The organism is Pseudoalteromonas sp. MelDa3 (assembly GCF_002863625.1).
Taxonomy (GTDB): domain Bacteria; phylum Pseudomonadota; class Gammaproteobacteria; order Enterobacterales; family Alteromonadaceae; genus Pseudoalteromonas; species Pseudoalteromonas arctica.
This window is the reverse complement of the sequence record NZ_PJBR01000073.1, coordinates 1-25,278: the sequence shown is the minus strand read 5'-3', so window position 1 is coordinate 25,278 and position 25,278 is coordinate 1. Positions and strand designations below refer to the sequence as shown.

The 25,278-nt window shown below is 37.7% G+C and carries 19 protein-coding genes and 1 pseudogene; 7 read left to right on the top strand and 13 right to left on the bottom strand.

Annotation, left to right across the window (positions count from 1 at the left end; translation table 11 throughout):
• Window positions 1–113: 113 nt before the first annotated feature.
• From CXF89_RS13685 to CXF89_RS13670, 5 genes and pseudogenes are all read right to left on the bottom strand, one after another.
• A complete protein-coding gene (locus tag CXF89_RS13685; RefSeq protein ID WP_374703126.1) occupies window positions 114–968 on the bottom strand; it encodes a putative bifunctional diguanylate cyclase/phosphodiesterase in 855 nt (284 codons plus the stop codon).
• A pseudogene (locus tag CXF89_RS21450) lies at window positions 945–1,361 on the bottom strand (GGDEF domain-containing protein); the annotation flags it as partial. The pseudogene CXF89_RS21450 and the gene CXF89_RS13685, both read right to left, overlap by 24 nt.
• 12 nt (window positions 1,362–1,373) lie before the next feature.
• Complete coding sequence (locus CXF89_RS13680; RefSeq protein ID WP_145990822.1) at window positions 1,374–2,372, bottom strand: PDC sensor domain-containing protein; 999 nt, start codon at window positions 2,370–2,372, stop codon at window positions 1,374–1,376.
• Window positions 2,373–2,603: 231 nt separating this feature from the next.
• Window positions 2,604–3,029, bottom strand: a complete 426-nt coding sequence (locus CXF89_RS13675) for an OmpA family protein (RefSeq protein WP_121954914.1) — start codon at window positions 3,027–3,029, stop codon at window positions 2,604–2,606.
• A gap of 11 nt (window positions 3,030–3,040) precedes the next feature.
• The gene (locus tag CXF89_RS13670) at window positions 3,041–3,457 is read right to left on the bottom strand and encodes a protein-disulfide reductase DsbD domain-containing protein (protein ID WP_180961412.1); all 417 of its coding nucleotides are present in this window, start codon (window positions 3,455–3,457) and stop codon (window positions 3,041–3,043) included.
• Between the two features lie 440 nt (window positions 3,458–3,897).
• On the opposite strand from CXF89_RS13670, the gene CXF89_RS13660 reads away from it, so the two are divergent.
• Window positions 3,898–4,908 (top strand): DNA replication terminus site-binding protein, encoded by a 1,011-nt coding sequence (locus CXF89_RS13660; RefSeq protein ID WP_121954911.1) that lies wholly within the window; start codon window positions 3,898–3,900, stop codon window positions 4,906–4,908.
• A 33-nt stretch (window positions 4,909–4,941) separates the two neighbouring features.
• On the opposite strand, the gene CXF89_RS13655 is transcribed toward CXF89_RS13660, so the two are convergent.
• Window positions 4,942–5,577 (bottom strand): hypothetical protein, encoded by a 636-nt coding sequence (locus tag CXF89_RS13655; RefSeq protein ID WP_121954910.1) that lies wholly within the window; start codon window positions 5,575–5,577, stop codon window positions 4,942–4,944.
• 379 nt (window positions 5,578–5,956) lie between these two features.
• Here CXF89_RS13655 and CXF89_RS13650 point away from each other — a divergent pair, with 379 nt between their 5' ends.
• The 6 genes from CXF89_RS13650 to CXF89_RS13625 all read left to right on the top strand — a co-directional run bounded on the left by CXF89_RS13650 (window position 5,957) and on the right by CXF89_RS13625 (window position 13,613).
• A complete protein-coding gene (locus CXF89_RS13650; RefSeq protein ID WP_121954909.1) occupies window positions 5,957–6,340 on the top strand; it encodes a hypothetical protein in 384 nt (127 codons plus the stop codon).
• Entirely contained in the window at window positions 6,333–6,986 is a 654-nt protein-coding gene (locus CXF89_RS13645; protein WP_121954908.1) for an EAL domain-containing protein, read from the top strand. Before CXF89_RS13650 ends, CXF89_RS13645 begins: the two co-directional genes overlap by 8 nt.
• 495 nt (window positions 6,987–7,481) lie before the next feature.
• Entirely contained in the window at window positions 7,482–9,221 is a 1,740-nt protein-coding gene (locus tag CXF89_RS13640) for a hypothetical protein (protein WP_121954907.1), read from the top strand.
• Window positions 9,222–9,590: 369 nt separating this feature from the next.
• Window positions 9,591–10,442 carry a hypothetical protein gene (locus CXF89_RS13635; protein WP_007581842.1) on the top strand — a complete coding sequence of 284 codons (852 nt, stop codon included), beginning with the start codon at window positions 9,591–9,593 and terminating at the stop codon, window positions 10,440–10,442.
• Window positions 10,439–10,882: a hypothetical protein gene (locus CXF89_RS13630; RefSeq protein ID WP_121954906.1), complete on the top strand. Its 444-nt coding sequence runs from the start codon at window positions 10,439–10,441 to the stop codon at window positions 10,880–10,882. The genes CXF89_RS13635 and CXF89_RS13630 overlap by 4 nt, the downstream gene beginning before the upstream one ends.
• Before the next feature lie 394 nt (window positions 10,883–11,276).
• Window positions 11,277–13,613, top strand: coding sequence for an AAA family ATPase (locus CXF89_RS13625; RefSeq protein ID WP_180961411.1), 2,337 nt, complete (start codon window positions 11,277–11,279; stop codon window positions 13,611–13,613).
• Window positions 13,614–14,096: 483 nt separating this feature from the next.
• Here CXF89_RS13625 and CXF89_RS13620 read toward each other — a convergent pair whose 3' ends face one another.
• The 7 genes from CXF89_RS13620 to CXF89_RS21205 form a co-directional block, all read right to left on the bottom strand.
• Window positions 14,097–15,059 (bottom strand): hypothetical protein, encoded by a 963-nt coding sequence (locus CXF89_RS13620; RefSeq protein WP_121954904.1) that lies wholly within the window; start codon window positions 15,057–15,059, stop codon window positions 14,097–14,099.
• A gap of 92 nt (window positions 15,060–15,151) precedes the next feature.
• Window positions 15,152–21,181 carry a conjugal transfer protein TraG N-terminal domain-containing protein gene (locus CXF89_RS13615; protein ID WP_121954903.1) on the bottom strand — a complete coding sequence of 2,010 codons (6,030 nt, stop codon included), beginning with the start codon at window positions 21,179–21,181 and terminating at the stop codon, window positions 15,152–15,154.
• Between the two features lie 3 nt (window positions 21,182–21,184).
• Entirely contained in the window at window positions 21,185–22,591 is a 1,407-nt protein-coding gene (locus CXF89_RS13610; RefSeq protein WP_032827111.1) for a conjugal transfer protein TraH, read from the bottom strand.
• 2 nt (window positions 22,592–22,593) lie between these two features.
• The gene (gene traF, locus CXF89_RS13605) at window positions 22,594–23,601 is read right to left on the bottom strand and encodes a conjugal transfer protein TraF (protein WP_180961410.1); all 1,008 of its coding nucleotides are present in this window, start codon (window positions 23,599–23,601) and stop codon (window positions 22,594–22,596) included.
• A gap of 162 nt (window positions 23,602–23,763) precedes the next feature.
• Window positions 23,764–24,282 (bottom strand): hypothetical protein, encoded by a 519-nt coding sequence (locus tag CXF89_RS13600; RefSeq protein ID WP_121954901.1) that lies wholly within the window; start codon window positions 24,280–24,282, stop codon window positions 23,764–23,766.
• A gap of 93 nt (window positions 24,283–24,375) precedes the next feature.
• Entirely contained in the window at window positions 24,376–24,957 is a 582-nt protein-coding gene (locus CXF89_RS13595) for a FlhC family transcriptional regulator (protein WP_121954900.1), read from the bottom strand.
• A 1-nt stretch (window position 24,958) separates the two neighbouring features.
• Window positions 24,959–25,278 (bottom strand): hypothetical protein (locus CXF89_RS21205; RefSeq protein ID WP_180961409.1); only part of this gene is annotated, 320 nt, incomplete at its 5' end.

Genomic DNA, 25,278 nt, shown 5'->3' with positions numbered 1-25,278 from the left:
GATGCAAGTGCCACTCAAGTAATTATATTTTATTTATCTAATGTGTATACTTTTAATAATTTGAGCTTCAACAAAAAAAGATGAATTAGCTCAAATTATTAAAGTAAGCTGAGTTAAGGTATTTCTCTGGATATGTCAGAAATGTACTTTTGTAAATCATGTAGGATTAAGGGTTTTGAATAGTAATAACCTTGAAACAAATCGCAACCACACTCGATAAGGCTCTGTTTCTGTTCCAGTGTTTCAATGCCCTCAGCAAGCAGCGTTAAGTTTAAATTTTTACCAATAGAAATAATGTTTTGAACCATTTTCAACGATTGAACATCATTCATAATATCATCTACAAAGCTCTTATCTATTTTCAACTCGTCGATAGGTAACGTACGAAGCAAGTTTAAAGACGAATAACCGGTACCAAAATCATCTAGTGAAATACAAATCCCTTCACCGCGAAGCTCGTTAAGTATCGGGAGCACTTTATCAATATCATCGATAAAAAGACTTTCGGTGATCTCAATTGTAATTCGATTTGGGTCAATATTGTGGCGGTTAATAGACTGTTTAAGCCTCGCAATAAAATCAATGTGGGTAAATTGTTGAGCCGAAACATTGATTGCTATTTGAAAGCTTAAATTTAAGCTTTTTTGCAATGCACTCATCTCTTTTAATGTCGTATCAATAATATAGTTACCAATTTTTGGCATTAGGCCACAATATTCAGCAATAGAAATAAATTTATCAGGGGGTATGAAACCCAGTTTTTCATCTTCCCACCTTACAAGCGCTTCAACACCATATAGGTTGTTTTGTTCGTCTACTTGAGGTTGGTAGACTATGTAAAAATTTTCAAGCTCTGCGGCTCTACGTAATCGTTCTTCAATTTCAAGACGACTCATGTAACTTTGAGCCATGCTGAAGGAAAAGATACTTAAAGTATTGCCTTCTTTTTTGGACTTATACATAGCAATATTTGCAGAACGTAAAAGTGACGTTAGTGTTTTCCCGTGTTCCGGTGCTTTAGCAATGCCAATACTACAGCCTAGACGTATCTCACTTTCACCAATCTGATAGGGTAACCCTATTGCTTGAATGAAGATGGAAGCTTTACGGCGAAGCTCTGATGTATGAGTGTCAGTTGTTAAAAGAATAAATTCATCACCGGCATAACGAATAAGCAATTCATTACTATGCTCCAATTTTTTGAGTCGAGAAGTCACTTCTTGTAAAACCTTATCTCCAGACAAATGCCCGTATCTATCATTGATTAGTTTAAAGTGATCTACATTAATTAAAATCATAGAAAATGTTTTTTGGTTAGATTTAAACCATCTATGTATGTGTTTCTTTAAGTATTGTCTGTTAGGTAGCGTGGTTTACTCGTCGTGATGAGCTTGATATAATAAATCATCATCTCTTTGTCGCTGTTTAGCTGCCAATAAACGAATAATGTATAGTGCAACTAAATTTATGGCCATGAAAAGTGAAAACTGAACCAAAAAAGGTGCAATTAAGAGGGTTATAATGTCACTTTCTAATATTCTGGACTTGAACCATAAACCGTAACTATCAAGTCGAGCTATAACAACTTGAGCGCGCTCGTTGTAATAAAGGTACGGTTCAAAGGATTCTTTGTTGTAAGGGTATTGGTTAACAATAGCATCAACTAGCGGAACAGATTTTCCTATTTTCTCAGAAAAAACGAATGGCTTATTTGTGTAAGCAATGGGGAAATCAAAGTAAGAGGAAATGAATTGGCGATAACCATCATCGCGTAACATAGTCAGCGTGTTGTAGGCAGCATAATGCTGATGGTTGTTAAACAGCCTTGCATCATTAACTCTAAGCCCGACTGCAATCATAGCCACTGGCTCACCGGACTCTGAGCGTAATGTTTTACGTAAGGGGATAATAAGCTGCCCATCTACACGATACGTGCGGCCAAGCACCATATGGTCACTAGTTAAAGCGTTTAAAAAGCTATCGCGTGTTTCGTCATAATCCAATAAATTAAAGCGAGGGTCTATCTCCATGTACGGCCTCACTAATTGAGGTTCACCTTTCAGATTTGAAATTCCCACCATAGCTATATCAGGGTTAGCGTTAAGAAGGTCCTCAAATTTCCCTCCAATTTTTTCGCTATCAATTAGATTCTGGCCACTAACAATAGACTGTTCAAGTAACAACATCATTATTTCTTGCGAACTAAGTAACGAGTCCACACTACTTGCAAACCTAGTAACAGTGGATAATTGCCGTTCAGCATGAATTTTTTTTAAATTATCCCACTGACACCAAATAGCAGCAGAAAAAATGAGAGAAGTCGCCCCGAATATAAATAAGAACCCGATGGGTAAGCGTTTAATTATTGTCACTATGGCTCCTCAAGAACTTTAAATACAGTGGTAATACAGACTTAAAAGGCGCTAAAAATAAATAGTAATGATTCAAATTCGTGCGGAATATAACACAACCCAGCTAAATCACTCCATAAGTGGTATAAGAAAAAAGATTGTCCATGATTAAGTACCAACTTATGACACTTAATCATGACATTTTACCAGTAAATGATCCCTCACAGTTGGGGTTCAAAGGGCTGAGTGCCATTAGTAGCTTAAATGAACGGTGCGCGCGTAAGGTTTTAAGTGGCTATTCGCTTTAGACACAGAGCTCACTTTAATTTGAGACTGTAAAACGCCGCGCTCGAGTAAATATGTTTCTACAAATGTAGCGCGTGACATTCCAAGCTTAAAATTATAATTAAACGAGCCTGTATCGTCACCAGCTCCTTGCAGTAAAACGAAATGGCTTGGGTTAGCGGTTAAGTGCTCAATGTGTGGCGCAAGCTGCTTGGCCATACGTTCTAAATTGAGTGGTTCAGCTAAATCAAACTCAAATTCGACAAAATGATAAGTGGGTGTGTAAGGTTTGGTCGCCACTTTAACAACACTTTTTTGCTCTTCTACGACAATAGTATTTGAACACGCAGAGGCTAATAGGGCTAAAGATATAATAGAGAGGGATTTAAACATGTTCGGGTGTCCTATAAGTTAATTTCAACAGTAACGGGTGGGTAACACAGACCCGCTTCAGCACAGCCGCGATAAGAAACAGTAAACGTAGATTGGTTAAGGGCTGATTTTGCAAAGTGGGCAGCAGCATGTGTTTTAACAATCATAGTGGTACCGAAATACTCATCATGGGCTGAAACGGGCGTACTGGTAAATTGAAGTGCGTCTTTAGTGATTTCATTTACTTTCATGGTGTTTTGGTAAAGATAATAACCAGGAGCAACATCCCACGTCAGCTCTACATCCGTATCGGTAAGTTCATATGAGAGTATGAACGCTTGTTCGTGATGCAGGAAAGTTGGTTTGTCAGTGGGTAAAGCCGAATCAATATTAAGATTGACGCTGGTGGCCACCATAATAAGCGATGCGGAGAGAATAGAGGTAAGCATGTAAACTCCAATGAGCATTTAATTAGTGTATAGGTGAATAGTAAAGGGATTAACACAGAAGCTAAAAAATTAGAGATACCAAAAAGGGGTGCTGTAAAGTTTAAAGTAGTGAAGTAGGAGGAGTAAACTAGTGTTACAACTTAAGGGAATGAAATTGAATGGTTCTATCTATATGACTACAACATACATAACCATGAAAGACAGGGTTAAACAGCATAACCCTTCGGGTAGCTGTTTTTTTGATATATCTTTACCCTTTTTGCTACGCCGCTTGTGTCGTACTCCTAAGAAAAATAAAAAAATAATAATAAATAGAAAGAAAATAAAACACGCTATCAGGGTAAACCAAGCTAAATATTATACAAAAATGTGTCAGAGCGTGTATTAGATGGTATATAATATATGCATGTTGTAGTCATTATTGGGCAATAAGAGGCATTATGGAGCAACTAATCAAAACAACGCGGGGCGATTTTAAGTTTCAATACAATGAAGTGCTTAATGCTGTCGATGCTCTAACCTTCGCACTTAAAGAAAATACCGACTCTATTGGTGCTGATATATTCGTCCTGCCTACCATCACTGAAGACATAGCCAAAACTCGAAGCTTGGTACAGTCTCGCATTCGTTTGAAATTTAATGATGAACATCAACAAGCTCTTTTAGATGCGCCGTATGATGTGATTCACCAAACCGGCAATGAGGCTATTCGTAAGACGATTACGCATATCGGTAAATTTCGCGCACAACACAATGAATCAACCCGCTATTCAATCAAATTACCGGGCCTCATCAATGTCCAATGCGACTTTGCGTATATGCAAAGGTTGGCCACTTTATTTGATAACCTTAATGCAGAGAAGGTAAAGCTTAAAGATGTTATTCACCGCTTGGCTAAATCAGTTGATCAACGATTTGAGATCGTGCACGACACTGAACCAGGGCTCATATTTCCAATGGCAACACGAACACACCCTGTCTTTATTCAAAAGGATATTTTGAGTGCTCGCTTTTCATGGGAACATAAGTCACAAATTAAAACACTGACTAAGCAGCAGGTCATTGAGAAAATAGACCGCTCTTTGGCGTATGCACCTAACCATTGCAATAATACGGATTCGCATGCAGGCTTTGCGCTTCATATTCAAGAAGAGCGTAAGCTTATCTGTCATTATTCAAGTGACACGCTATTTAACATAATTAGAAAAGCACCTGCGACACCGATTTTAAAATTGCGCTTCAACGAGCCTAAAAACCCGAATAATAGCGGTACGGAAATGACCCTCAGAAAAGATTTACACGCGCATTCGCCTGTTTTCTTAATTAACTGTGTTGATACGTTTAAGTTTAAACCGTTGGGAGATTATGCTGGTAGAAAAGAGGTGGTTAGCAAAGTAGAGCCATTAATACCGCGTCTACATATTTACTTGAAAGATCAAAATAAGCAGTAAAGCAATAGAGCTTTACTGCTTTTACAAATATGTTTACTCCAGTCCATAAAAATTTTTCCATGTTGTGAACTGAGTATAATAATAATCAGGCGCACTCGGTAACTCTGCGGGTCTATGACCTTGCCTTGAAAGCCAGCGCCAATCATAAGCGTTTTTCAAACCATGTTCTATACGGACGCTTTTTGCCAAGGCTTTTGCTTCATCCCACTCTAAAAAACGAGACGCTTTAGGCGCAAGAAATAGATCCCACCCTTCAAAATCCTTGTAGTAAGCCTGTGGAGAGCTAGGGAACGAACCCGGTAACTTATCTTCCTTCACAATCTTTTTCCATTGGCGTATCGAGGTTACGTTGTATTTTCGCACCAATTGCTTTAGATCTTCATAGGACATTACATCACGTTCATCTGTGTTTATTTCTTCGGGCTGTTCTTCAACCTGTATTTCTTCACTTAGTTTTTGTCCAAGTTTAAGAAGCTCTTTAAAGTTGCTGATTTCTTTAAAATACATCATTGGATTAGAGGGAATATCTGCTGGGCGACCTTGTAATCCATTAAACTGCCCGTTACACAACTTTTGGAAATCTGTTGCAGAACGAATACCCATCTGAAAAAGCTTTACTGCAGCTTCCTCTAACCCTAGTTTAGATATTGAGTTTGTCGATGGCATCATTTGTATACCTTAAATTATATTAACTTACGTCTAGTCATGCATTTTCGCAATTTTTAATGCACTTAAACTTAATAATAAGCGATTTAACGAATAAAATCTAACAAGCACTGTAATGTTTTTTCATGTAACCAAAATAACTTACTGGAAAATAATAATAGTTCTCATTACTTTGAACTATGAAATCTTAAATTTTTTAAATTCATAAATTTAAGATTAAGTTTAGTATTCGACTTATAGAAACTTCTCTCTTATATCAACCAAAGCTATCTTAAAGAAAAAATAACTTTTAGCCGAAACTTACAGAGCCTATTTTACCCCTGTGTAAAATTTCATGACTCAAATACCCTGTTTTATAATACTGAAAATTTTTGGAGTAATTATGAATAGAACTTATTATTTATTTTCAATATCACCGCCTGTGCGAGCTTTGCTTATCATTTTAATGAGTATAGGCGTATTTTGGCCATTAATGATGATCCACTACTTTACAGGCTATCAAAGTACGCCACCTAATGACCTTGCTATACCAACTTTTCTTTCATTGATTGTGCTATTAGTGCGAATCAAGTTATCTAATACGTCATTATCACTGACTATTTTCGGTTTAACGTTCCATCATATTGACGCGTTTATTGTGACAACCAGGCAAGAGGGTAAGCTGCATCGTATCTTTATAAAGGACAAAAAGAATGAAACACTAAAATCTACATTTTTTTTACTTAATCATATTCCTGTGGAGCTGGTGGAATACATCAATGAATAATGTCAGCTACTATTCTCAGTCAATCGTGGGCTTACAATCAGGTAAAGTGCTTGCATGTGAATTATTAATACGTCGTCAATTGACTGTCGTTCAGAATAGCAAACCATTTTCAGCGAATTTTTTTATTGATAACTTGGTCGAATTAACAAATCTGAAAATAACTGCCGTAAAAAAAATAGCTGAACAGCGTAATGTATGGGTTTTCATGAATTTTTCCCGTCGTGAGATTGCTAACATTTCTTTTAATCTTTGCAGTAACCGGCTATCAAAGTTATTAGCTCACACACAAATAGTAATAGAAGTGACTGAGTGTGAAGCCAAACACAATGAAGTTATATTTGAAAAGAATTTAGCTAATTTGAAAAAGCATGGATTTCAAATTGCTATTGATGATTACGGGGTAGGGTTATCTAATATTGAGTCGTTAAATTCTATAAACCCAGATTTTGTAAAATTGGATATATCGTTAATACAAAAAGCGACAACATCAAAAGCTAACGCTATTAAATTCTATCGCTTAGTCGATTTAATTAGAAACAGAGGGCATAAAGTAGTTATTGAAGGGATTGAAACAAAGGAGCAATTATTGATTGCAAAGAAAACTAGAGCTGAACTTGCCCAAGGTTACTTGTATCATCATCTGTAGTAGCTCATATCCGATCTTACAATTTAAAAGAACGGGTTTAGACTTCGCCTGACAGGCGGCTTTGAGCGAGAAGCAGACGGTCGAGTATACTCGTTTTTGGACAAATATGAGCTAGGGTGTTATATCCAAATGGTGATAAGCTGAAATTTAAAAAACACGAATCAACATCACTGACCCCATTGTTTTTTACTTTTGGGATAGAGAAACTTGAATCTTCAACTTACATCAGCTTAGAATAACTTTAGTGAGGATGAAAAAAAAGGCGCTAAAAGCGCCTTTTAAAAAGGATTGGTCTCAGACTCTCCGGGAATTACCCACAGTCAAAAGTGGAGACCGTTTTTTTCTGAATCAACAGTTACTAATGAACTATTGATGTTAATTCGATAAACTGATTATAACCAACTTTAAATGGCTGCGCAATAATTGAGAATACAAAACAACATTAGCCGAGATCTAGAAAAACAACAACTGTTTTTTTTAGAGTGCTGGGCAAGTATGAGTAATGTACGAAGCCTAGATAGCGACCGGGTTTCATATAACAACATTTTAAATTCCGTTCTAGAGCTTCTAGATCTCTATTCGTTGGGTACAAAGCATAGAGCCGCAGAAAAAAGATTGCATGTAGTTGAAGAACTTAATCAATTAATGGATACGAATGAGTTGCTTCTTAGGCCTGAATTTAAAGGAATACCTCAACAGTTAAAAAGTATTTTTAAGGAACACGGTAAGCCTTTAGAAGAACAAAAAGAGCTTATTATTAGCTTTTTAGAAGAGTTAAAAGAGCTGCTAGAAGAACATTACCGACGTGTTTCAATAGAAGAGTTAACCTGCCTTTTACAAGATGGAGCTGATCACTCTGAAAGCTCATTAGTCAAAATTTATAACCAAACAAACGCATTGATTAGTCACCTTATTACATTAGGTATGCCAACTTCAGAATGCTATTTACTTTGCAGAAACTTTCTGATCAAAAGAAGGCCTCACATAGCATTTTTAGATGCATTTAATAGTCTAGCAAATAACGTAACAATTACAGCTCAAAAATACAGCGTAAAGTTATCACTAGATAACAAAGCACTATATGAATTACTTACGCAAACATCAGTAGTAACACTCGGAGAATGTCAATTTACTGTTCAGGAAAGAGAAGAAAATGACAGGAGTTATATAATAAACTCTACTATTCATGTTCATTCAATTTCATTTAGCGCTGCAAGAGATATAGCAGAAAAGAAATTAATGCAAGCTATCGATCTTTTTTCTTATTTTCTTGGTAAAAATCAAATTAGTATACTTGTTAAGGCTGATATAACAGACGAGAATGGTCAAACCAAAAACCTTCCTAGATTTGATAAAGATCTCGAAAATTCATTAGATAGATGGATTGATGATGATCTCTCAGTTTACATGAATGCGGTTACTCATTTAAGAAAAAAAGGTTCTCAAAAAACCAGCAATAAAATAAGTGCAGCTTTTAGGTTCTTTCAAAACGGAGTGAATGAAAAAGGATTAGAAAGTCGCTTCACTGCATTCTGGTCTGCATTAGAATCTTTAACGTTAATTGAAGAAAACAGTAACTTAAATCACGATGAACATGTAATAAATGCTGTTCTCCCATGTATAGCCATGGATTACCCATTAAAGCAATTGTTTGCGTTCAGAGGCTGTGCAAAAGCACTTGAATGGGAGCCAATCAACCTGAATGGTTCTCCTTTTACTATTCAATCTTCTAATCTTGGTGAAATTTATACAGCGCTAAAAAATGCAGACTTTGTTGAGGAAGTTAATAGACGCCTAGAAACTTATCCATATGCGCAGTTTAGGTTCAGTAAATTTATAGGTCTTTGTTCATCCCCTTTTGAATTGGCTCAAAAAATTGAGGCCCATCAACGTAAAGTTGAATTGCACATTAATCGACTTTATCGAATTAGAAATGCAATTGTTCATAATGCCACTTCACATGAACGACTCGAACTATTGGTTGTAAATCTTGAACATTATTTAAGAAGTACGTTAAACGCACTTTTTTATACTGTTGAGAAATCAAGTAGCATAACTTCTTCAGAAGAGGCTTTTATACGCTATCAATATGAAGCAAATAAGATATTTGAAGAAATGGATCCATCTTTAAAAGAGCCTGAAAGAAAAAGGGAAGGTAAGCAAAGATCAATTCGAGGAGGAACTGTTCGAGTTTCAGACATTATGCTTATCAACTGGTTAAGTATGCATGGATAACAAATAACTTACTAACCTTTCAACTTCCGTTGATCGCTCATAACAGCCCTTCAACTTTTCAATTTATAACTCACTTTGGGGCAGAAACGAGTTACGGCTGATAGTCGGCTCATGGCACTTTGCCGAAGTTCGGCTTGGAGCGATCAGCTGTCATTCTGGAAATTTGCCGCCCGCTAAGTAAGGCTAAAGGATACTTTCCCCCTTCTACATGATGAAATAACCCATCCTAAGCATAATATATATAGCTAGCAATAACTTATGCTTTTTGTTATTAATAGGAGCTAATAAAATAAGGATGTTTTCACGCTAAAATAGGGAAAGTGTCCTCTGATAAAGCTGTTAACCGTCAAGGGACAATCTCGGAGTATTATGAGTAGTAAAACGAACACATTTGAGTTGTTTAGGTATCAGATTCTTCCTGTAGACCGATACTTTCAAGGTGACTTCTTTAACGGAGTTCATAATGTTGAAGAATTGATCAAGCATAAAAACAAGTTTTTTGCTCAAGCTTTGCTGGGTCAATCAGACTTTTCAAATAAACGGCATAAGACTGTGGTCAAGCAATTACTTCATCACGGTGATTTTTACTTGTATCGAATTGCCCACAATAAGACTCTTCATAGAGAAACGCGTGACTTCAAAGATGAAACAATCGATAGTTGGCCGTCCATTCTCGTTGCGATCTGGAACCATCCCGATAAGCAGTACATAGCTGTTCAAAAAAGAACAACTGCATTTGCAAAGTGTGAAACCGTAGCAAAACTCATACTAGAAAAAATAAAGCCGCAGTTAACTCATTTTCAACTTCGAGCTATATACGAACCATTATTTGAAAAAAAACAATTTTGGACTTTATTACGAAAATATCGTGGCAAAGTAAAATCAGTTGATTTTGAAATAATAACTCCAAATATGGCAAATATCTCAGGGACATTACCTGATGATCTTAAGTTGTTTGCAAAGTGTACAAACTCGACAAGAAACAATTTGAAAATTGAATCTGAGCCTGATTCAGCACTGCATCTTGAAGAGGATAACTCTGCGTTGAAAGGTTTGGTTGACTATAGTAGTGAGGGGGGAGGTAATATTTCACTTAAGATTGATGGCATTAAGAAACATCATCAGACTTCCCGCACAGTCAAAGAAATATCGTTGGGTGAAATGGAATTAACGGGTAATGCGGAACAAATTGCCCAAGTATTAAAAGAGTTGCTCAAATGATAGGACACGTTGTAAAAACCACATTCATTGCCTTAGGGGTTGGCTTCATTGCTGAGCTGACAAACTCATGGCTTGGGTCTGAGTTTTTACATACGTTTTTAGCACAAAACCTAGTTACGATACTCATTGCTTTGCTAGCTATTAACGCTACTACGATGGGTATTGTTTTGACTAAAGTTCGTGAAATGGTTGATTCTAAAGGTAGTGCTGGTTGTTTCAAACGTACTCGTGACCAAATGTTACTATCAATAAAAGAACAAATAGCACTGGTCGTCATATCGATCAGCATACTTAGTATTAAAGGTTCAGAACATATTATTGCTATGGAAAATGCTGAACTACTTCTAAATGTTGCCATTATTGGTGTTTTTGTATATTCACTTATGGTTCTTTACGACACAGCAAAGAGTGTTCTTATAATCATCGATTTTGACGGTTAACAAAGCCTTTAAGTCTGATTCGCAAACGCGTGCCGAACTCTCCGCTCAAACAAGCACACGTTCACTCACAGATTAAGGCGGCGTTACGAACGTCCGCTCATGGCACTAAGCCGAACTTCGGCGAAAAGCGGACGTTCGCTTAAGCACTATTTTGGATAGAAATGAAATAGGGTTTCAGCCAAGAATCTATATGATTGGGTTAGAGTAAGTAAGCCAATATCACTTAGTAAAATGTAAAAGCCACCTAGTTACTATCAAATTAGAATCGCCTTACACAACTGGACGAGTTTTTTCGGCTTTGCCAGAAGCTCAAATTGATAATTATATTTAGGAACAGTTTCTTTAGCATAACTCTATGGTAGCATAAAATACCACTCATTAAATGGATTTTATAATGCTAAGAAGAATACGAAAAATTGAAGGCATCGGTAGCTATCACAGCGCAAGAGCGGGCGGCACGCAATTTTCTGACGTGAACATAATCTATGGTGAAAACCGAAATGGTAAAAGTACGCTGTGTGACGTTTTCTATTCTCTTGCATCGAACAACCCAGAGCTAATCAAAGACCGCAGAGCAATACCAAAGCAAGGGACAGCAGCCAATCCGATGAAAGTCGAGTTTCAGTTCGATAATGCACCAATCTCTGTGTTTGCAAACGAAACTTGGGAACCTGGATTACCCGCTGATTGCCAGTTGCACATCTTCGACCACAACTTCATTCATCGAAATGTAATGAGTGGTACAGTCAATAACCGTGAAAATTCAGAGAACATTTCAAACTTTATCATAGGCGAAGAAAATACGGAGCGTTTTGAGGCCCTAAAAGCAGAGAAAGAAGCTTTAGCCACTGCAAATGCAAGCTTACGAACAACTAAGGCCGAACTGGAAGCAAGCGATGTCACCGATGTAGCGACATACGTTGCTTCTCAACTTCCAACAGAGTCTATCGAAGAACTGAATACCGCCATTGATACATCCATCGCTGAGCAAGAATCATTAACAGTACAGATTGGCAGCGTCACTCAATCAAAAGCACGCAAGAACTTAAAAGAGATTTGTACTGCTTTTGACATCACAGCGGCAAGCAATGAAATCAATGAGTGCTTAGCGACTAGCATGGAAGAAGCTCACACCGACGCAAAAACTTTAGTACAAGCACACATGGAGCACCTAAAAGAGCAAAGTGGCTTTAAAGGTTGGGCTTCCAGTGGCCTGACTCATTTGGATGAAAATTGTCCGTTTTGTGGCCAAGAGCTTCAAGGCGCAGCGTTAGAACTAATCGAAGGCTACAAAGTTGCATTTAATGAGGCATTTTCTAACTTCATTAAGGAAACCAAAACAAGTGCTACACAACTACTGACCAAGCAATTAATTACAATTGATGATCAAGCCATCAATCAGGTTCACGAAGATAACAAAGGAATACTTGAGCTATACCCAGAGCAAGCTGTAATGGAGAAAATCGCAGAGTTAACTCCTCTTGTCGACGATATGTATGAAGTAGTTAAGACATCGATTGAACGACTAAACGAAAAACACGATGAGCTTAAACCTCAAGTTCTTGAGCTTCTAAATGTTAAAATCGAAGCAGCATACATCCCTGTTGATGCAATTGATTTCTCACCTCTACAGTCGGCGATAGACTCATTTGAAGAAGCTAAAGATGCTTATAAGGTCGTAATTGACGCTATAAATGAAAAACTTATTGAGTTTAAAGACGGCCTTGATTCAGCAGCCTTAGCTGTTACTAAAGCCACTGAGAACACTAATCAGAAGGCTCTTGAGAAGAAAAAACTACGCCATACGCTAGAAGAAAAATGCGCAACTTATAGGCAGCACAGTGCTCAAGCGGAACAAGACCAAGAAGCATACAATAATAGCAAAGAAACGCTAGAAGCATCACAAGAAGAGTTTCTAGATAACTACTTTGACGAGATTAACCTACTATTCCAAAGCCTTGGCTCTCGAAACTTCAATATCAGCCGAAAGCAAAACAATGGTGGACGGAAGATAGTCTATGACTTAGAGGTCAGTTTCAACGGTACAACAATCCCAAGAAACAAAATGAATTGTTTATTCAGCGAGTCCGATAGACGTTCCTTGGCGCTGTGCATCTACCTAGCCAAAATCAACAAACTTACAGAAGAGGATAAAGCAAAAGCTATTTTGGTAATGGACGACCCTGTTACTAGCTTCGATAATGAGCGAATCTCTAGCATTTTGAATAAACTCTATGAGATTTCACCTTCAATAAAACAGTTATTCATAACAACCCATTATCGTGGAATGGCAGCTACAGCTATTAAGAAGTTCGCCAATACAAGCGCACTAAAAATTGTAAAAGTAGCAAGTGGCTCGGACTTTTCTCCTACTACAGAAGCAGAGATGACGGCGACGGAGCACGATGACGCATACAACGAAATCACGGCATTTATAAACAATGAAACCCAAGACAATAAAATACTGATACTTAGGCCATTCTTAGAAACAGAGCTTCGCCATCGATACAAAGACCAACTCCGAGCTAACGGAGCTACTTTGAGAACTGATTTTTCAGTTTGTATCGATACCCTCAAGGAAAACCGAGTTATCACTGAGGCTGTGGCAAACGAGATTCATTCATTTAGAACAACTCTAAACCCACCAATGCACGAGTTGATGGATATGAATATTGAAGATGTTCGCAATACCGCAACTAATATGATGGATTTGATTTATAACCGCATGTAAAACATAAGGAAGCCGAGCAAATGCTCGGCTTTTATATAATTCAATTGGCTATACTGAACAGATGGCACGTTTAACTATTTTCCATCTTATACACTTAGTGATGTTCGAGGTTCATTTAATGACCAACCCATTGCCACTTTCGAGGTTTGAGATAAAGTAAGATGACAAGTCACTGTGTTTTGAGAGATTGAACCTCACTTACAAGTAAATCTAGGGGGGCATGTCTTGCGCCGTGCGTGAGGTAGTGTACCGTAGTCAGCTTATGGCACTTATGCGGCTGTCAGATTTGATTAAGCCCTAACAATCAAACCTGACAGATAAAGTTAAGATTTATTCACATCATCCCGAAAGAATAGTGTAGATCAGTATTTTACTAACATGTTATTTGAATTCAAATTCATACCGATTTAGCCTGTTAAACGTACATTAAACAGGCTAAACATCTTCGCCTAGGCATTTTTATAAGCTAACCAGATCATAAATTTACCAACGAACCTTGTTATCTTCCTTGTAACTAATCACAACTATTTTTCTTAGCTCGTTAACAGGATCATTCATTATTCTCGTTAATTCTTCAGCACCATAGTATTTTTTCGGATATATAATTACAATTTCACCATCCTTATAGTCCGAAGCATATGCATACCATTTTTTCTTATATGAAAGATCTAATTGATTAAATATCGGCTCATCTATGCAGGTATTGCTGGATATTTTGTTAGTTGAACTTGTATTTTGAAAGAAAAATGCATTTACAAGCGACATACAGCTCTTTGAGAGCTTTTCATAAAACTTACTCCCGTACTTAATAACCAACCCTTTATCGTCTACATCAATAGCTATGGGCTCCAATGAATTGAAATAAGGGGTGATGTACTTATTTAAAACATAACTTTCATAATCAATCTGTAATAATGATTTCACCCGCATTGAATCTTCATAACTATTTCGCATATACAAAACGTTATAAACCGTGTCCAACATCCCCATTTCACTACTTGCAGCGGTAAAATCGTATTCTGAGTTAACCTTTAAAACTTTATCCAAGTTTTCATATGCTTTTCGTAACTGTTTTTTTAAAGCGTCATTCTTCAGAAGGCTACCGAATACATGCTCACTTATATCCGTATTTTGAGTGACTTCTAGCTTACTGGTTAAAGTCCCAGCCTCGTTATCCCAATATTCGTTCAACACTGTAATATTTAAAGCGGCTGCTGATAAAGCGGTTACTTCTCTGCTGTATTCACCGATCGAGTTTATTTTTTCACTGCCGGAAACTAATACTGGTAAATTTTTAGCCGAATACCAGCGAGCTTCCAACTTTACCTTTTCTCTAACCTGATGCTCAGTAAGGCCGATAGTTGAAACACTCACTTCAATTTGCTTTGCTGTTGCGTTGAAATGAATTAAACCAAGTAGAGCGACTGCAAACGTATATTTATTCATAACCAAAGCCTATCTTTAAAATTTGTAACATAATAGCAATTTTGACTATTCGCGCGACCGTTTAGAAAAAAAGCCCTTTCGGGCTTTTTTTGTTATTTCTGTTTCACATAGTCAATACCGGATATATCACCATAGTCCTGTAATTTAGAACTAAACCCATCATTGAAAAATGCATTACCATCGGAATTAACGTATACATTACCAATTGGATCATCGGCAGAACCAAACGAACCGACGCGAGTATATTTTTCACCTGAGTCTGTTTCAAACTCTTTAGGGCCAACTTCATTATCAGTTAAAAACTGCATAGCATCTATTGGTAGTTCCTCTACTTCTGACTCAGTAGTTATTGGTGCTTTAGATGAGATTTGTGCATCAACACCGTCAGTTGTTGTTTCTATTTTTTCGCTAATAGGTACATTGTTTTTACTTTCAGCGACTCTATGAGTACCAGTGTCTACCTCTCCTGTATTTTCACTCATCATTGAATGTGGTGCAGGATGTGCATCTAAACTAGTTTCTTTTGGTGTATCTGTACCGCTAACACCGTCACTTTCATCTAACATTTCAGATTGTTGATCTGCATTGTCGGTAACATCATTGTTTGCCGCTGGTGGCTCTTCCTTTACATCGCTAAGCATAGATTGTGTACCTGGGTCTAAGTTAGCGTTATTAGCACTGTCAGCTTGTGGCTTACTTTCATTGCCACTTTGCACATCTTCATTTCTTTCACCTTTAGTTTCTAATTCCTTTTTTTGTACATCATTAACTTGTTGGGTCGCATTACTCTGAGCTAATGAAGGATCATCACCTGTATTCAACTTTGCATTGTTTGTATCAGCATCATCAGCTTTTATGCTTTGCCCATTATCGGCTTGTACACCATTTAGTGAGTTTTCACTGTCAACCTGAGCATTGTTAGCTTTTGGTTGAGTAGCATCATTCACTTGCTGAGTCGCGATAGCTTGAGAAGTTGAAGCCGTAACACCCGTATTCAGTGGCGTATTACCTGAACCAACATCAGTAGCTTCCACGTTCTGAGCGTTATCAGCTTTTGGTTGTGTTGTATCATTCCCTTGCTGAGTCGAGTTAGCTTGAGCAATTGAAGCCGTAGCACCCGTATTCGGCGGTGCAGTGCTTGTAGTAGCATCAGCAGCTTTCACGTTTTGCTCATTCCCAGCTGGTTCACCATTTAGTGAGTTTTCACTGTCAACCTGAGCATTGTCAGCTTTTGGTTGAGTACGCTCATCCACTCGATGAGTCGCGTTAGCTTGAGCAGTTGAAGCCGTAGCACCCGTATTCAGCGGAGCATTGCCTGTACCAACCTCGGCAGCATTCATGTTTTGGCTATTATCAGCTTGTACACCATTTAGTGAGTTTTCACTGTCAACCTGAGCATTGTTAGCTTTTGGTTGAGTAGCATCATTCACTTGCTGAGTCGCGTTAGCTTGAGCTGTTGAAGCAGCAGCTCCTGTATTTAGCGGCGTATTACCTGAACCAACATCAGTAGCTTTCACGTTTTGAGCATTATCAGCTTTTGGTTGTGTTGTATCATTCCCAGCTGGTTCACCATTTAGTGAGTTTTCTCTACCAGCCTGATCATTGTCTGCTTTTGGTTGAGTAGCATCATTCACTTGCTGAGTCGCGTTAGCTTGAGCAGTTGAAGTAACAGCCCCCGTATTCAGTAGCGTATTACCTGTACTGGTGTCAGTTGGTTTCACGTTCTGTACGTTACCAGCTTGATGACTATTTAATGAGTTGTCATTGTCAGCCTGAGTATTGTCTGCTTTTGGTAGTGAAGTATAACCATCAATAGAAGAAGTATTTCTTGGGACAGAAGAAGAACTATCCACGCTTTGTATCTGTTTTTCTGCCGCTTCATCACTTACTTTTGACTGATTAGCGTTAGTTTGAGAATTTACATAATTCAATAGACCAGGAACACCAACTGCGAATGCTGATACACCAGTAGATAGTGGTATTTCGCTATTATCAAACTGAGTAGTATTTGTAGATCCTTCAGGTGCTCTAAGCGATTTATCAGTAGTTTTACTAATCGAATTTACACTATTTGGCTCTTTACTCTCTATAGGTGACATGTAAGCATCACCTTGCTTATAGGAATAACCTTTGTCCTTTTCATTTTGATAAACAAATGAACCATCTTCATTTTGTGATTGTAAAGTAAATCTACCGTTATCAGTCTTGAATGTTGCTACAGGAGATTGACTAGAGCTTACTTCCATTGGTACATCAACATTACTTGTTTTTTGTATTTCATTCCCGTCAGAATACGGTGAAAGGGATGATAGCCCTTGCTCTTTATAAGCAACGCCAGCTTGGTCAAGCATTTCATTCATATTCTTTTTATATTCGACTAGGTTGCCCTTATCAGGTAAAGAATTTACCGAAGCCCTTAATTCATCCGAATTCTCATGTACGCTTCTTAATAAGTTATTATCTCCACCACTTAGCATTACTTTTTTCGCTAGGTCAGATGTAAATTCACCATTTCTACCACCTACCAGTGATTCGTTATCAAGCAATGCCGGTAAGTTAGCTACAGCAGAATGAGCGTCATAACTTGTCGGATTAGATTGGATAATATTGGCAGCTTTATCTTTGAACGAATTTAAGGCTGAACCTTTATAATCACCGTCCTTTCCGTAATTTATACCGGAACCAAAGAAGCTATCTTTGTCGGCTCTATCAATACCATTTTTGTATGATTGATTTTTACTTTCTAAGTCTATCTGTGATGTTTCATAAGCGAATCGTCCACCAACAGTACCACCTTTACCGGCCATCAAGCCCACTGCATCTATAGCAGACGCGTGACTAAACCCTTCTTTACCACCCATATCCATTACATCGTTAATATCGCGACCTAGCGCTGTTTTACTTAACGCTTGCTCTCCAGCTTTAAATGCTAATGTAGAACCGCTAAATTCATCTAACTCGCCAGCACCTAAACCTACAATAAAAGAGTCGTTGCCAGATTGTGTATTAGTCAAATAATCAGCTGCATGTGACATTTGTGCTACTGATTTCATATCATCAAATGAAGCTGTGCCTGTATTCACGCGACCAAACATATCTTGGATCTCAGAAGGCGATTTTGTATTCAATGCTTGAGTACCTTCATAAACACTCTTTTCGTCATAGCCTAATTCAGCAGCTCTATCAGCAGCAAATCGAGCAAATTTATCTTCTCCTTCAATCTGCCCGAACGCCCACATTGCACCGTTTAGCTCTCCGCTTTTAATTCTATCGATTACATCTTGTTGGTCACCACTTAATAAAGTATGACCTTCAACGCGTTTCATTGCATCAGCTTGTTTTTCAGTCATTGCCCCGTATTTTTCTTTTGAATAGTCACTTTCAGAAGGAATATCATTTTTAAAAGGCTTATCAAAGTTCGACGTTTTAATCGCATTTTCGGCCTGTTTAGCATTAGAAGTATCTGTATCTAATCCTAGTAACTCAGGGGAAGCATTTTTTATCACGCCACCATCTGCTGTAGTTTCATCAAGTTTACGGTAAGAGTCATTCATCATACTTAGCGCATTAAGCTGAGATGGTGTTGCGCCATTTGATTGGCCATTGTCGGATACAACTTGGCTCCAATCAGCAAGCATATCTGCTTGGCTGTTAACTTCATCGATAGACTGCGGTTGTTTTGCTAATGTGTCGTCAAGTATAGACAGCATACCTCCGTAACCTGCTTGCGCTGGACCTGCTAACTCAGCGCCTTCTTTTTGATATTTATCTTTGAGGTAATCTTTTTTACTATCAACTGTGCCACCAGCATCATTACCCACTAATGATTTAACTTGATCGTCGGATAGACCATCAATATAAGTATCTAAAGCTTTGCCATCTACAAGGGGTGCTAAAGCTTCATTATTTAGCGCTTGGCTAAATTTAAGACCATTACTTGAGTTGTACATTGCACCTAAGTTAGTTGAAAGTTCTCGTGATTGTGCAATTTGCTCTTGTAATTTATGCCCTTTATTTAAACTTTCTTGAAAACTTTCGCTTTGTTGATTTGATTCGGAAATATTGTAAGCACCTTGCTCACTATTAGTTGTTTGCCCCTTGTGGCTTTCTGCTACATCTTCAAGAAGCTTTTGGGCTGAACTATCCTTAATACCAAATTTAGTCATATCCATATTTGATAAATTTGTTGAAACGCCTGCGTTCAAACCAAGCTTACCAGGAGTAGGAGTACCACCTACCGCAGAAAAACCCTTAGGCGTATTAACGCCGCCACCTACTGAAATTCCTGCTTGCCCCATAATTTGAAATGCGGCTTGGCTAGCAGCATCCGAAGAAATACTTTGCCCTTCTTCAAGTGACCTTTTCAATGCAACGGTTTTTTCGGCCGTATTCATATCTCCCCAAGTCTTGTTTTTTGATCCTGCAACTACATCTGCGTTTTGTTCAAGCGACGCCATAGCAGTAGATGCAGTCTGCTCATATGCTTGGGTTTTTGATTGAACATCTTTCTCGGCAATGGATGTTGAATTACCTAATGAATTATTAATACCAGAATCTATATTTACGTTTGCAAAACGACCCGAATCACTTGATTTCACGTTAGCTTCAATAGCTCCAGTGCCAGCGTTGTATGTATTGCTGTGCGTACCCATACTTTGCGCACCATCAGACCATGAACTTGATAATCTTGGGGCCATATTTGTACCATCAACACTGCCTTTACCAGTTGGGTTAACAGAACTCATAACTCCCATTAGTGAGTGAACACCACCGTAAAGTAAAAACATTGCAAGCATTGGAATTGCAGCAGTTAAAGCAGAAGCAACACCTAAGAAGCCCTCTACTTCAGATATTACAGCGGGCATAGCTCCCATTGAAAATGGGTCCATCTGTGCGAAACTAGTTGATACTGAAAATGCTTTTTCTGCTGCTTTATATGTAAATAAATCAACAAAAACCTTTATGAAACCCCATAAATTAACGAACAAGATGAGGTACATGTATTTACCTATCATAGCGAAACCTGCGCCGCCCATGACAGATAAGAGAATCATTACAGGCCCAATAAAGAAGGTAAACATTTCGAATACTGAAATCATTGGAATCATGTAGTTCATGAACAATGAACGTTCACCTGCTTGCTCGTACAAACGCTTTTGCATTGACTCAAAGACCATTTTATTAACCCACGGGCTATCTTGACCTTGTAGAGCCTCGTAAGTATGAAAAGCAAGAAAACGACCAGCCATTATTTCATATGGATTAGGGCTAACCATACCACCACCAGTCAAAAGGCTATATGCAGCAGTTATAGAAGGGCCATCAACGCCGCGTGCTTCATAATAACTAGAAACCATAGTAGGAAATTTGCCCGTATTTACATGTGCGTAGATCTTGTTATAAGCCACGTCACACGATAAATACTCTCCGTCAGGACTATTATTTAAAAATATTCTCGTGTAGTAGTCAGGGTATGTAACCTTAATTTTATCAATTACCTTGTCTAAGCGAGCTGCATCTAGTCCACCCATGTTCCCATTTGGATTACCTGTACTTAATAGCTGATCAGGTATATAGCAATCATTTATATAATTTTTGATAGACGTTTTAAAATCGTATTGTCCCGGATGATCTAAGGAGTTTATAACGGGAGACATAGGAATAGAATGAAGTCTTACAAGTGCTCCTAATGGGTCTGCGGGTGCATTACTGCCCATTGAAGGTGTTGTGAAGTTATTTGCAGCTATATCACGTAAGCCACCTATTAAATTCGTACCAGCCCAAGAAGGAACAGCTACTAAGAAAGGTACATTTGAGACAGTCCTAACGTCAAGCGAACTAGTTGAAACTGATTGTAGATGAACAGTAAAACGTGGGGATAGGGGACCTACAAACATAATAAAGCCCATAACGCCGAAGACAAACTCTTTAAAAGGGTAAGGTGAGCGCTCTGGATCTAAAATATACTTAAAGTATGATAAAAATAGAGTTAGGAATATTAAAATCCCTGCACCTGTTTGTATTTGCTCGTAAGTCGAACCAGCGTTAAACATACGAGCTACAGCAACAAGAGTATCATTCGCAAACTCTAAATCACCTTGTAAATAAACATTTAAGTCCATATATCACCCTTTAGTCTGTTTGGTTATAGCAGAGATTTGCACTACTGTTTGGAGGGCTTGGGTGCTCTCTGTATTACTTGCATATATCTTATCGCTTACAAGCTCATACTGTTTGCTAAAGTCTCTGTATGCAATTTCATACTCCTTTTTTAAAGATGTGCCTGAGTTATACATATTTTCTTTAGCCGAAGCGGTCATTGCATAAACTTTGCTGACTTGATTAAAAACTTCGTCGTTAATTTGTCTCAACAACAATGTAGCTGCATAATTCGCAATATCGTCTATGTTTATATGGTTCTCTTTAGCAAATACTGCCCAACGTACATATGGGAAAGTGAATATTTTAGCAAAGCGCTTCTCCTCTGCGTTAAGAGGTGTTTGACTTAAATATTTAGCAAAAATACCTGGGCTACCGGCTTCTCCAACAAGTCTCGCTTTTACTACCATTTCTAATGGAGTAAAGCTCACTGTTTCTGTTTCAACATTTAAGCAGCGATAATCGCCTCCAGTTGGGATAGTTTCATTTCCACAACTTCTAATTTTTATCGGTACAGCTGTTTTCCCAAAAATGAAATCAGAATAATTAGCAGGTCCAGTGTTATCAACTCCCGGTTCTGAATCTACATCAGTCGCACCATTTTCAAACTTAATAACTTTGGTACCCAATAAAGTCATTAACATAGACGCCATTTTTTTCTTCTGCGTATCACCTTTAAACTCAAGCGCATCCAAAAAAGGCGTTGCTGAAGTTGGGTTTAATAAGGTAACCGCTTGATAGACTGAGTTACCTTCAAGAGTTAGTTTTCTGGTATTTAAATCTTTCTTTTCATTTGTATTTTTATCGCCAAGAATAGAACCAGCCCAGCTAGTAACAGAACCAACTTTTGAGGCCATATCTGAACTAATAAGACTTTCTTGCATTACCAACCTATCTTCACCAACATATTCGTTATTAGCTAAGAAGGTTTGAGATTCAGCGCAGGCATTTCGAGCCAGTTCATTAAATCGCTGTAATTTGTTTTGTAAGTTCTCCATTTCTGCAGCACATGTTGAGCAGATATTATTAATTGCTAGTTTAAAAAAGTACGCAGCTGCACCTTGAGCAACCGCTCTACCAACTTGAACTAGCTCGTCGCCTGATATTAGACCAAACGAACCTCCATATAGATCTACTCCGCCACAACCTACTGACATAGATGGGCTTTCTAATGATACAACATCAATTGTAGGCTGATTCCAACGAGCAGAAAATTGCCCTAACCCCCAGTTATTGCCACTAGCAACGTCAACTTGATATGGACCTAAATCATTTTGATACGAATCAAATAAGTCTTTCATTCCTGCATTAGCATTTTGAGAGCTTGTTAATATGCATAAGCTAACAAAAATTCCAATTCTTTTTAATTTCATCATTATTCCCCAGAAAGAGAGTTAAACAGTTGAGCACCTACTGGCTTAGAATCAGCTAATTTCGCTTTTAGTATTTCAGCTAAATAACCAGGATCATTCTCAATTAATTCTGCATCAGCTAACATAGTTCCATCCGTATCGGTCAACACATTTATCTCCCGAACGTTTTGAGTTTGTTGATACTGTTCATCGGTAATTACATTTTTTAAGCGGGCGGATAAAAGAATACGGTCTTGCATTAGAGGTAATGTAGTTAAGCCTTCACCTATTTTGGTAAAACCGCTACCGTCATTAAGAGCCATAAACATGGTTGGTGTGAACTGAACGCCAAAGCGTTCAGCAACATTTGTTTTATCAACCACAACTTCAATATCTTCCATGCCGGGCAATACTGAACCATCCATTGAGATAGCAAGTACATTCATACCGAAGCGTATTTTTAATTCTTTTAATAACGGAAGTTGTTTTTTGCAATAGGCGCAATTAGAGGAGAAGAAAAACCATAAATGAGACTTTTCATTGATTGCACTAATAACATTGCTTATCGCTTTTTTAGTGTCATCTTTAAATACGTTTAATGAAAACGTGGACATAGGGCGACGTTTTGATTCATCTAATTCAGATTCGAACTGATTAAATTCCGTTGTTTTAGTTGCAAATCTTGAGCCCATATCTAGCATGTAACGCTGAACATACATGTATCGTGCAATGTTTTCCCTCGTTGGGTTGTTAATTGCAGCTTCTTGATATTCTGGTATTTTTGATCTGAGCCAAGCAACATCTAAGCGCACTTTTTCTTCTTTTTTCTCTTCTTCTGGTTTAGTTTCAGCTGCAGGTGCTGCCTGTTTTTCTTTTTCTGGCTCCTTTTCAGGTTCTACTGGTGGATCTTCAAACCAATACCAACCTCTGTACTTATCGCCATAAAAAGGAGAGTTTGTTGAAGTTGATGATGCCGCTGAAGCGTTAAAGCAAGTTGCAAGCAGTAAAGTAGCTAATATAGTGTTTTTCAAAATGACCCCCAATATTCAATTGAGCCATTTTCTTATTTATATAGGAACTTTTGAAATAATAGAGAGTACAAATATGCTACCTCTAAACATTCAATCGTCTAAAAAAGGAGGGGATAGTTAACTGAAGAAATATAAAAGAGGCTAGTGAGCCTCTTTTATAAATTATAAAAATTGACTTGGAATTTCACACAATGAAATAGAATTTACATTACCGACATCTGAGATTTTTTGAGTAAAACGCTTAGTATTACTTGCTTGCTTAAATTGATGCCATGGAGAAGAAAATGACATTTGTTTATAGTACAGCTCCACGCTTTGTGATAAATAAGCCTTAGTTTTTAAGAGTTCATCTGCCACAACACCTTTTAGGCGAGAACATGTAGCCTTTACATTTACGTGATTGAAATCAAAATCAAAACCTGACAAACTTTTATCTAAGTTAGCTACTATTAAAGCTAAATATTTAGGTTTTTCTTTTTGAATTAGCACACCCGCGAGATAATGCTTTTGTTCAGCATTATTGTTTGGCCCTACATTAATTAGCGAAGCCTGTTCATCACCTAGTAAGTTAACAAGATTAATGCTTATTTGTGACTTATTAGGAATCATTGGATCAAGCCATTCGACAGCCTGTAAAGGTAGTGAGGCAATAAGAAGTAATGATAAAAAAGCTTTACGCATAAAAAACCAACACCTTGGCAGTTGAAATTGCTGTTAGTATTGGTTTTCAAATATTAAAAATCAAATTTTTTAAATGCGTCTCTTACATTTAATTTAAACTTGTTGTCGCTGAGGTAAATTATCTTGCATTGGAACGTCAGTTATCTGATCTTCAAATAGCCCATGTTTCTCACGTTTAGCCTTTGGAGCTTTTGCACCAGTAATATGGCACGATGCACAAAGGTTTATATCAGAGTTGTCATCATAATGAACTACATAAGACTTAGAACAACAAGCACATGACGGCATAATGCCGAGTAGCTGTTCACGTACTAGTGGGAAAAAGTAAAATATACGAGTAGGGTGAATTTTAGAGTTTGGGTATAATGCATTATAGGCATAGTACATGTTAAGTAATTGCACACCAGTTATGGGTCTGTCGAGTTGAGTATCTTTATACATTTTTTTATATAACAATAAAATTCTGTCGGCCATCAGCCGCCCTTCAGTATCTTTTACCCAACCACCTTGGCCACGACGAAATTGTCTTGAAAAAGGGAGGTCTTTCCAAAAGTGTTTGATATTGTCTTTTCGTCTATGAGAAAGAGCGAGTAGGATTTTCTTTTCAGTACCTAACACTGCTAAAGCGCAAATAGCTATTTCATTTTTATAAATATTAGTCAACGATATAGACATTCTATTTAACCTCAGATGCAAATATGTGGTCTATCGACCCTGCTTTTGGCTTATTTGTTTTCATAGTAGCAATAGCTTGAATTAGGTCAGTTGGTGAGCACGCTAATTTGAATATAGGAAGGCGAGAATCTGCATTTTTTAAACTTGCAATATCTTGAACATGAGCACTTTTAAGAGCTGCTACAAGTTGTGAATCAATGCCAATGACACCCTCAATATCGCAATCAAAATCAATAAGTGATTTAATTATTAATAACAGCTCCACATTACAATTAAAGTAGTTATTAATTTGATCGGCAAGGTTGTTAGCATTTTCTAGCA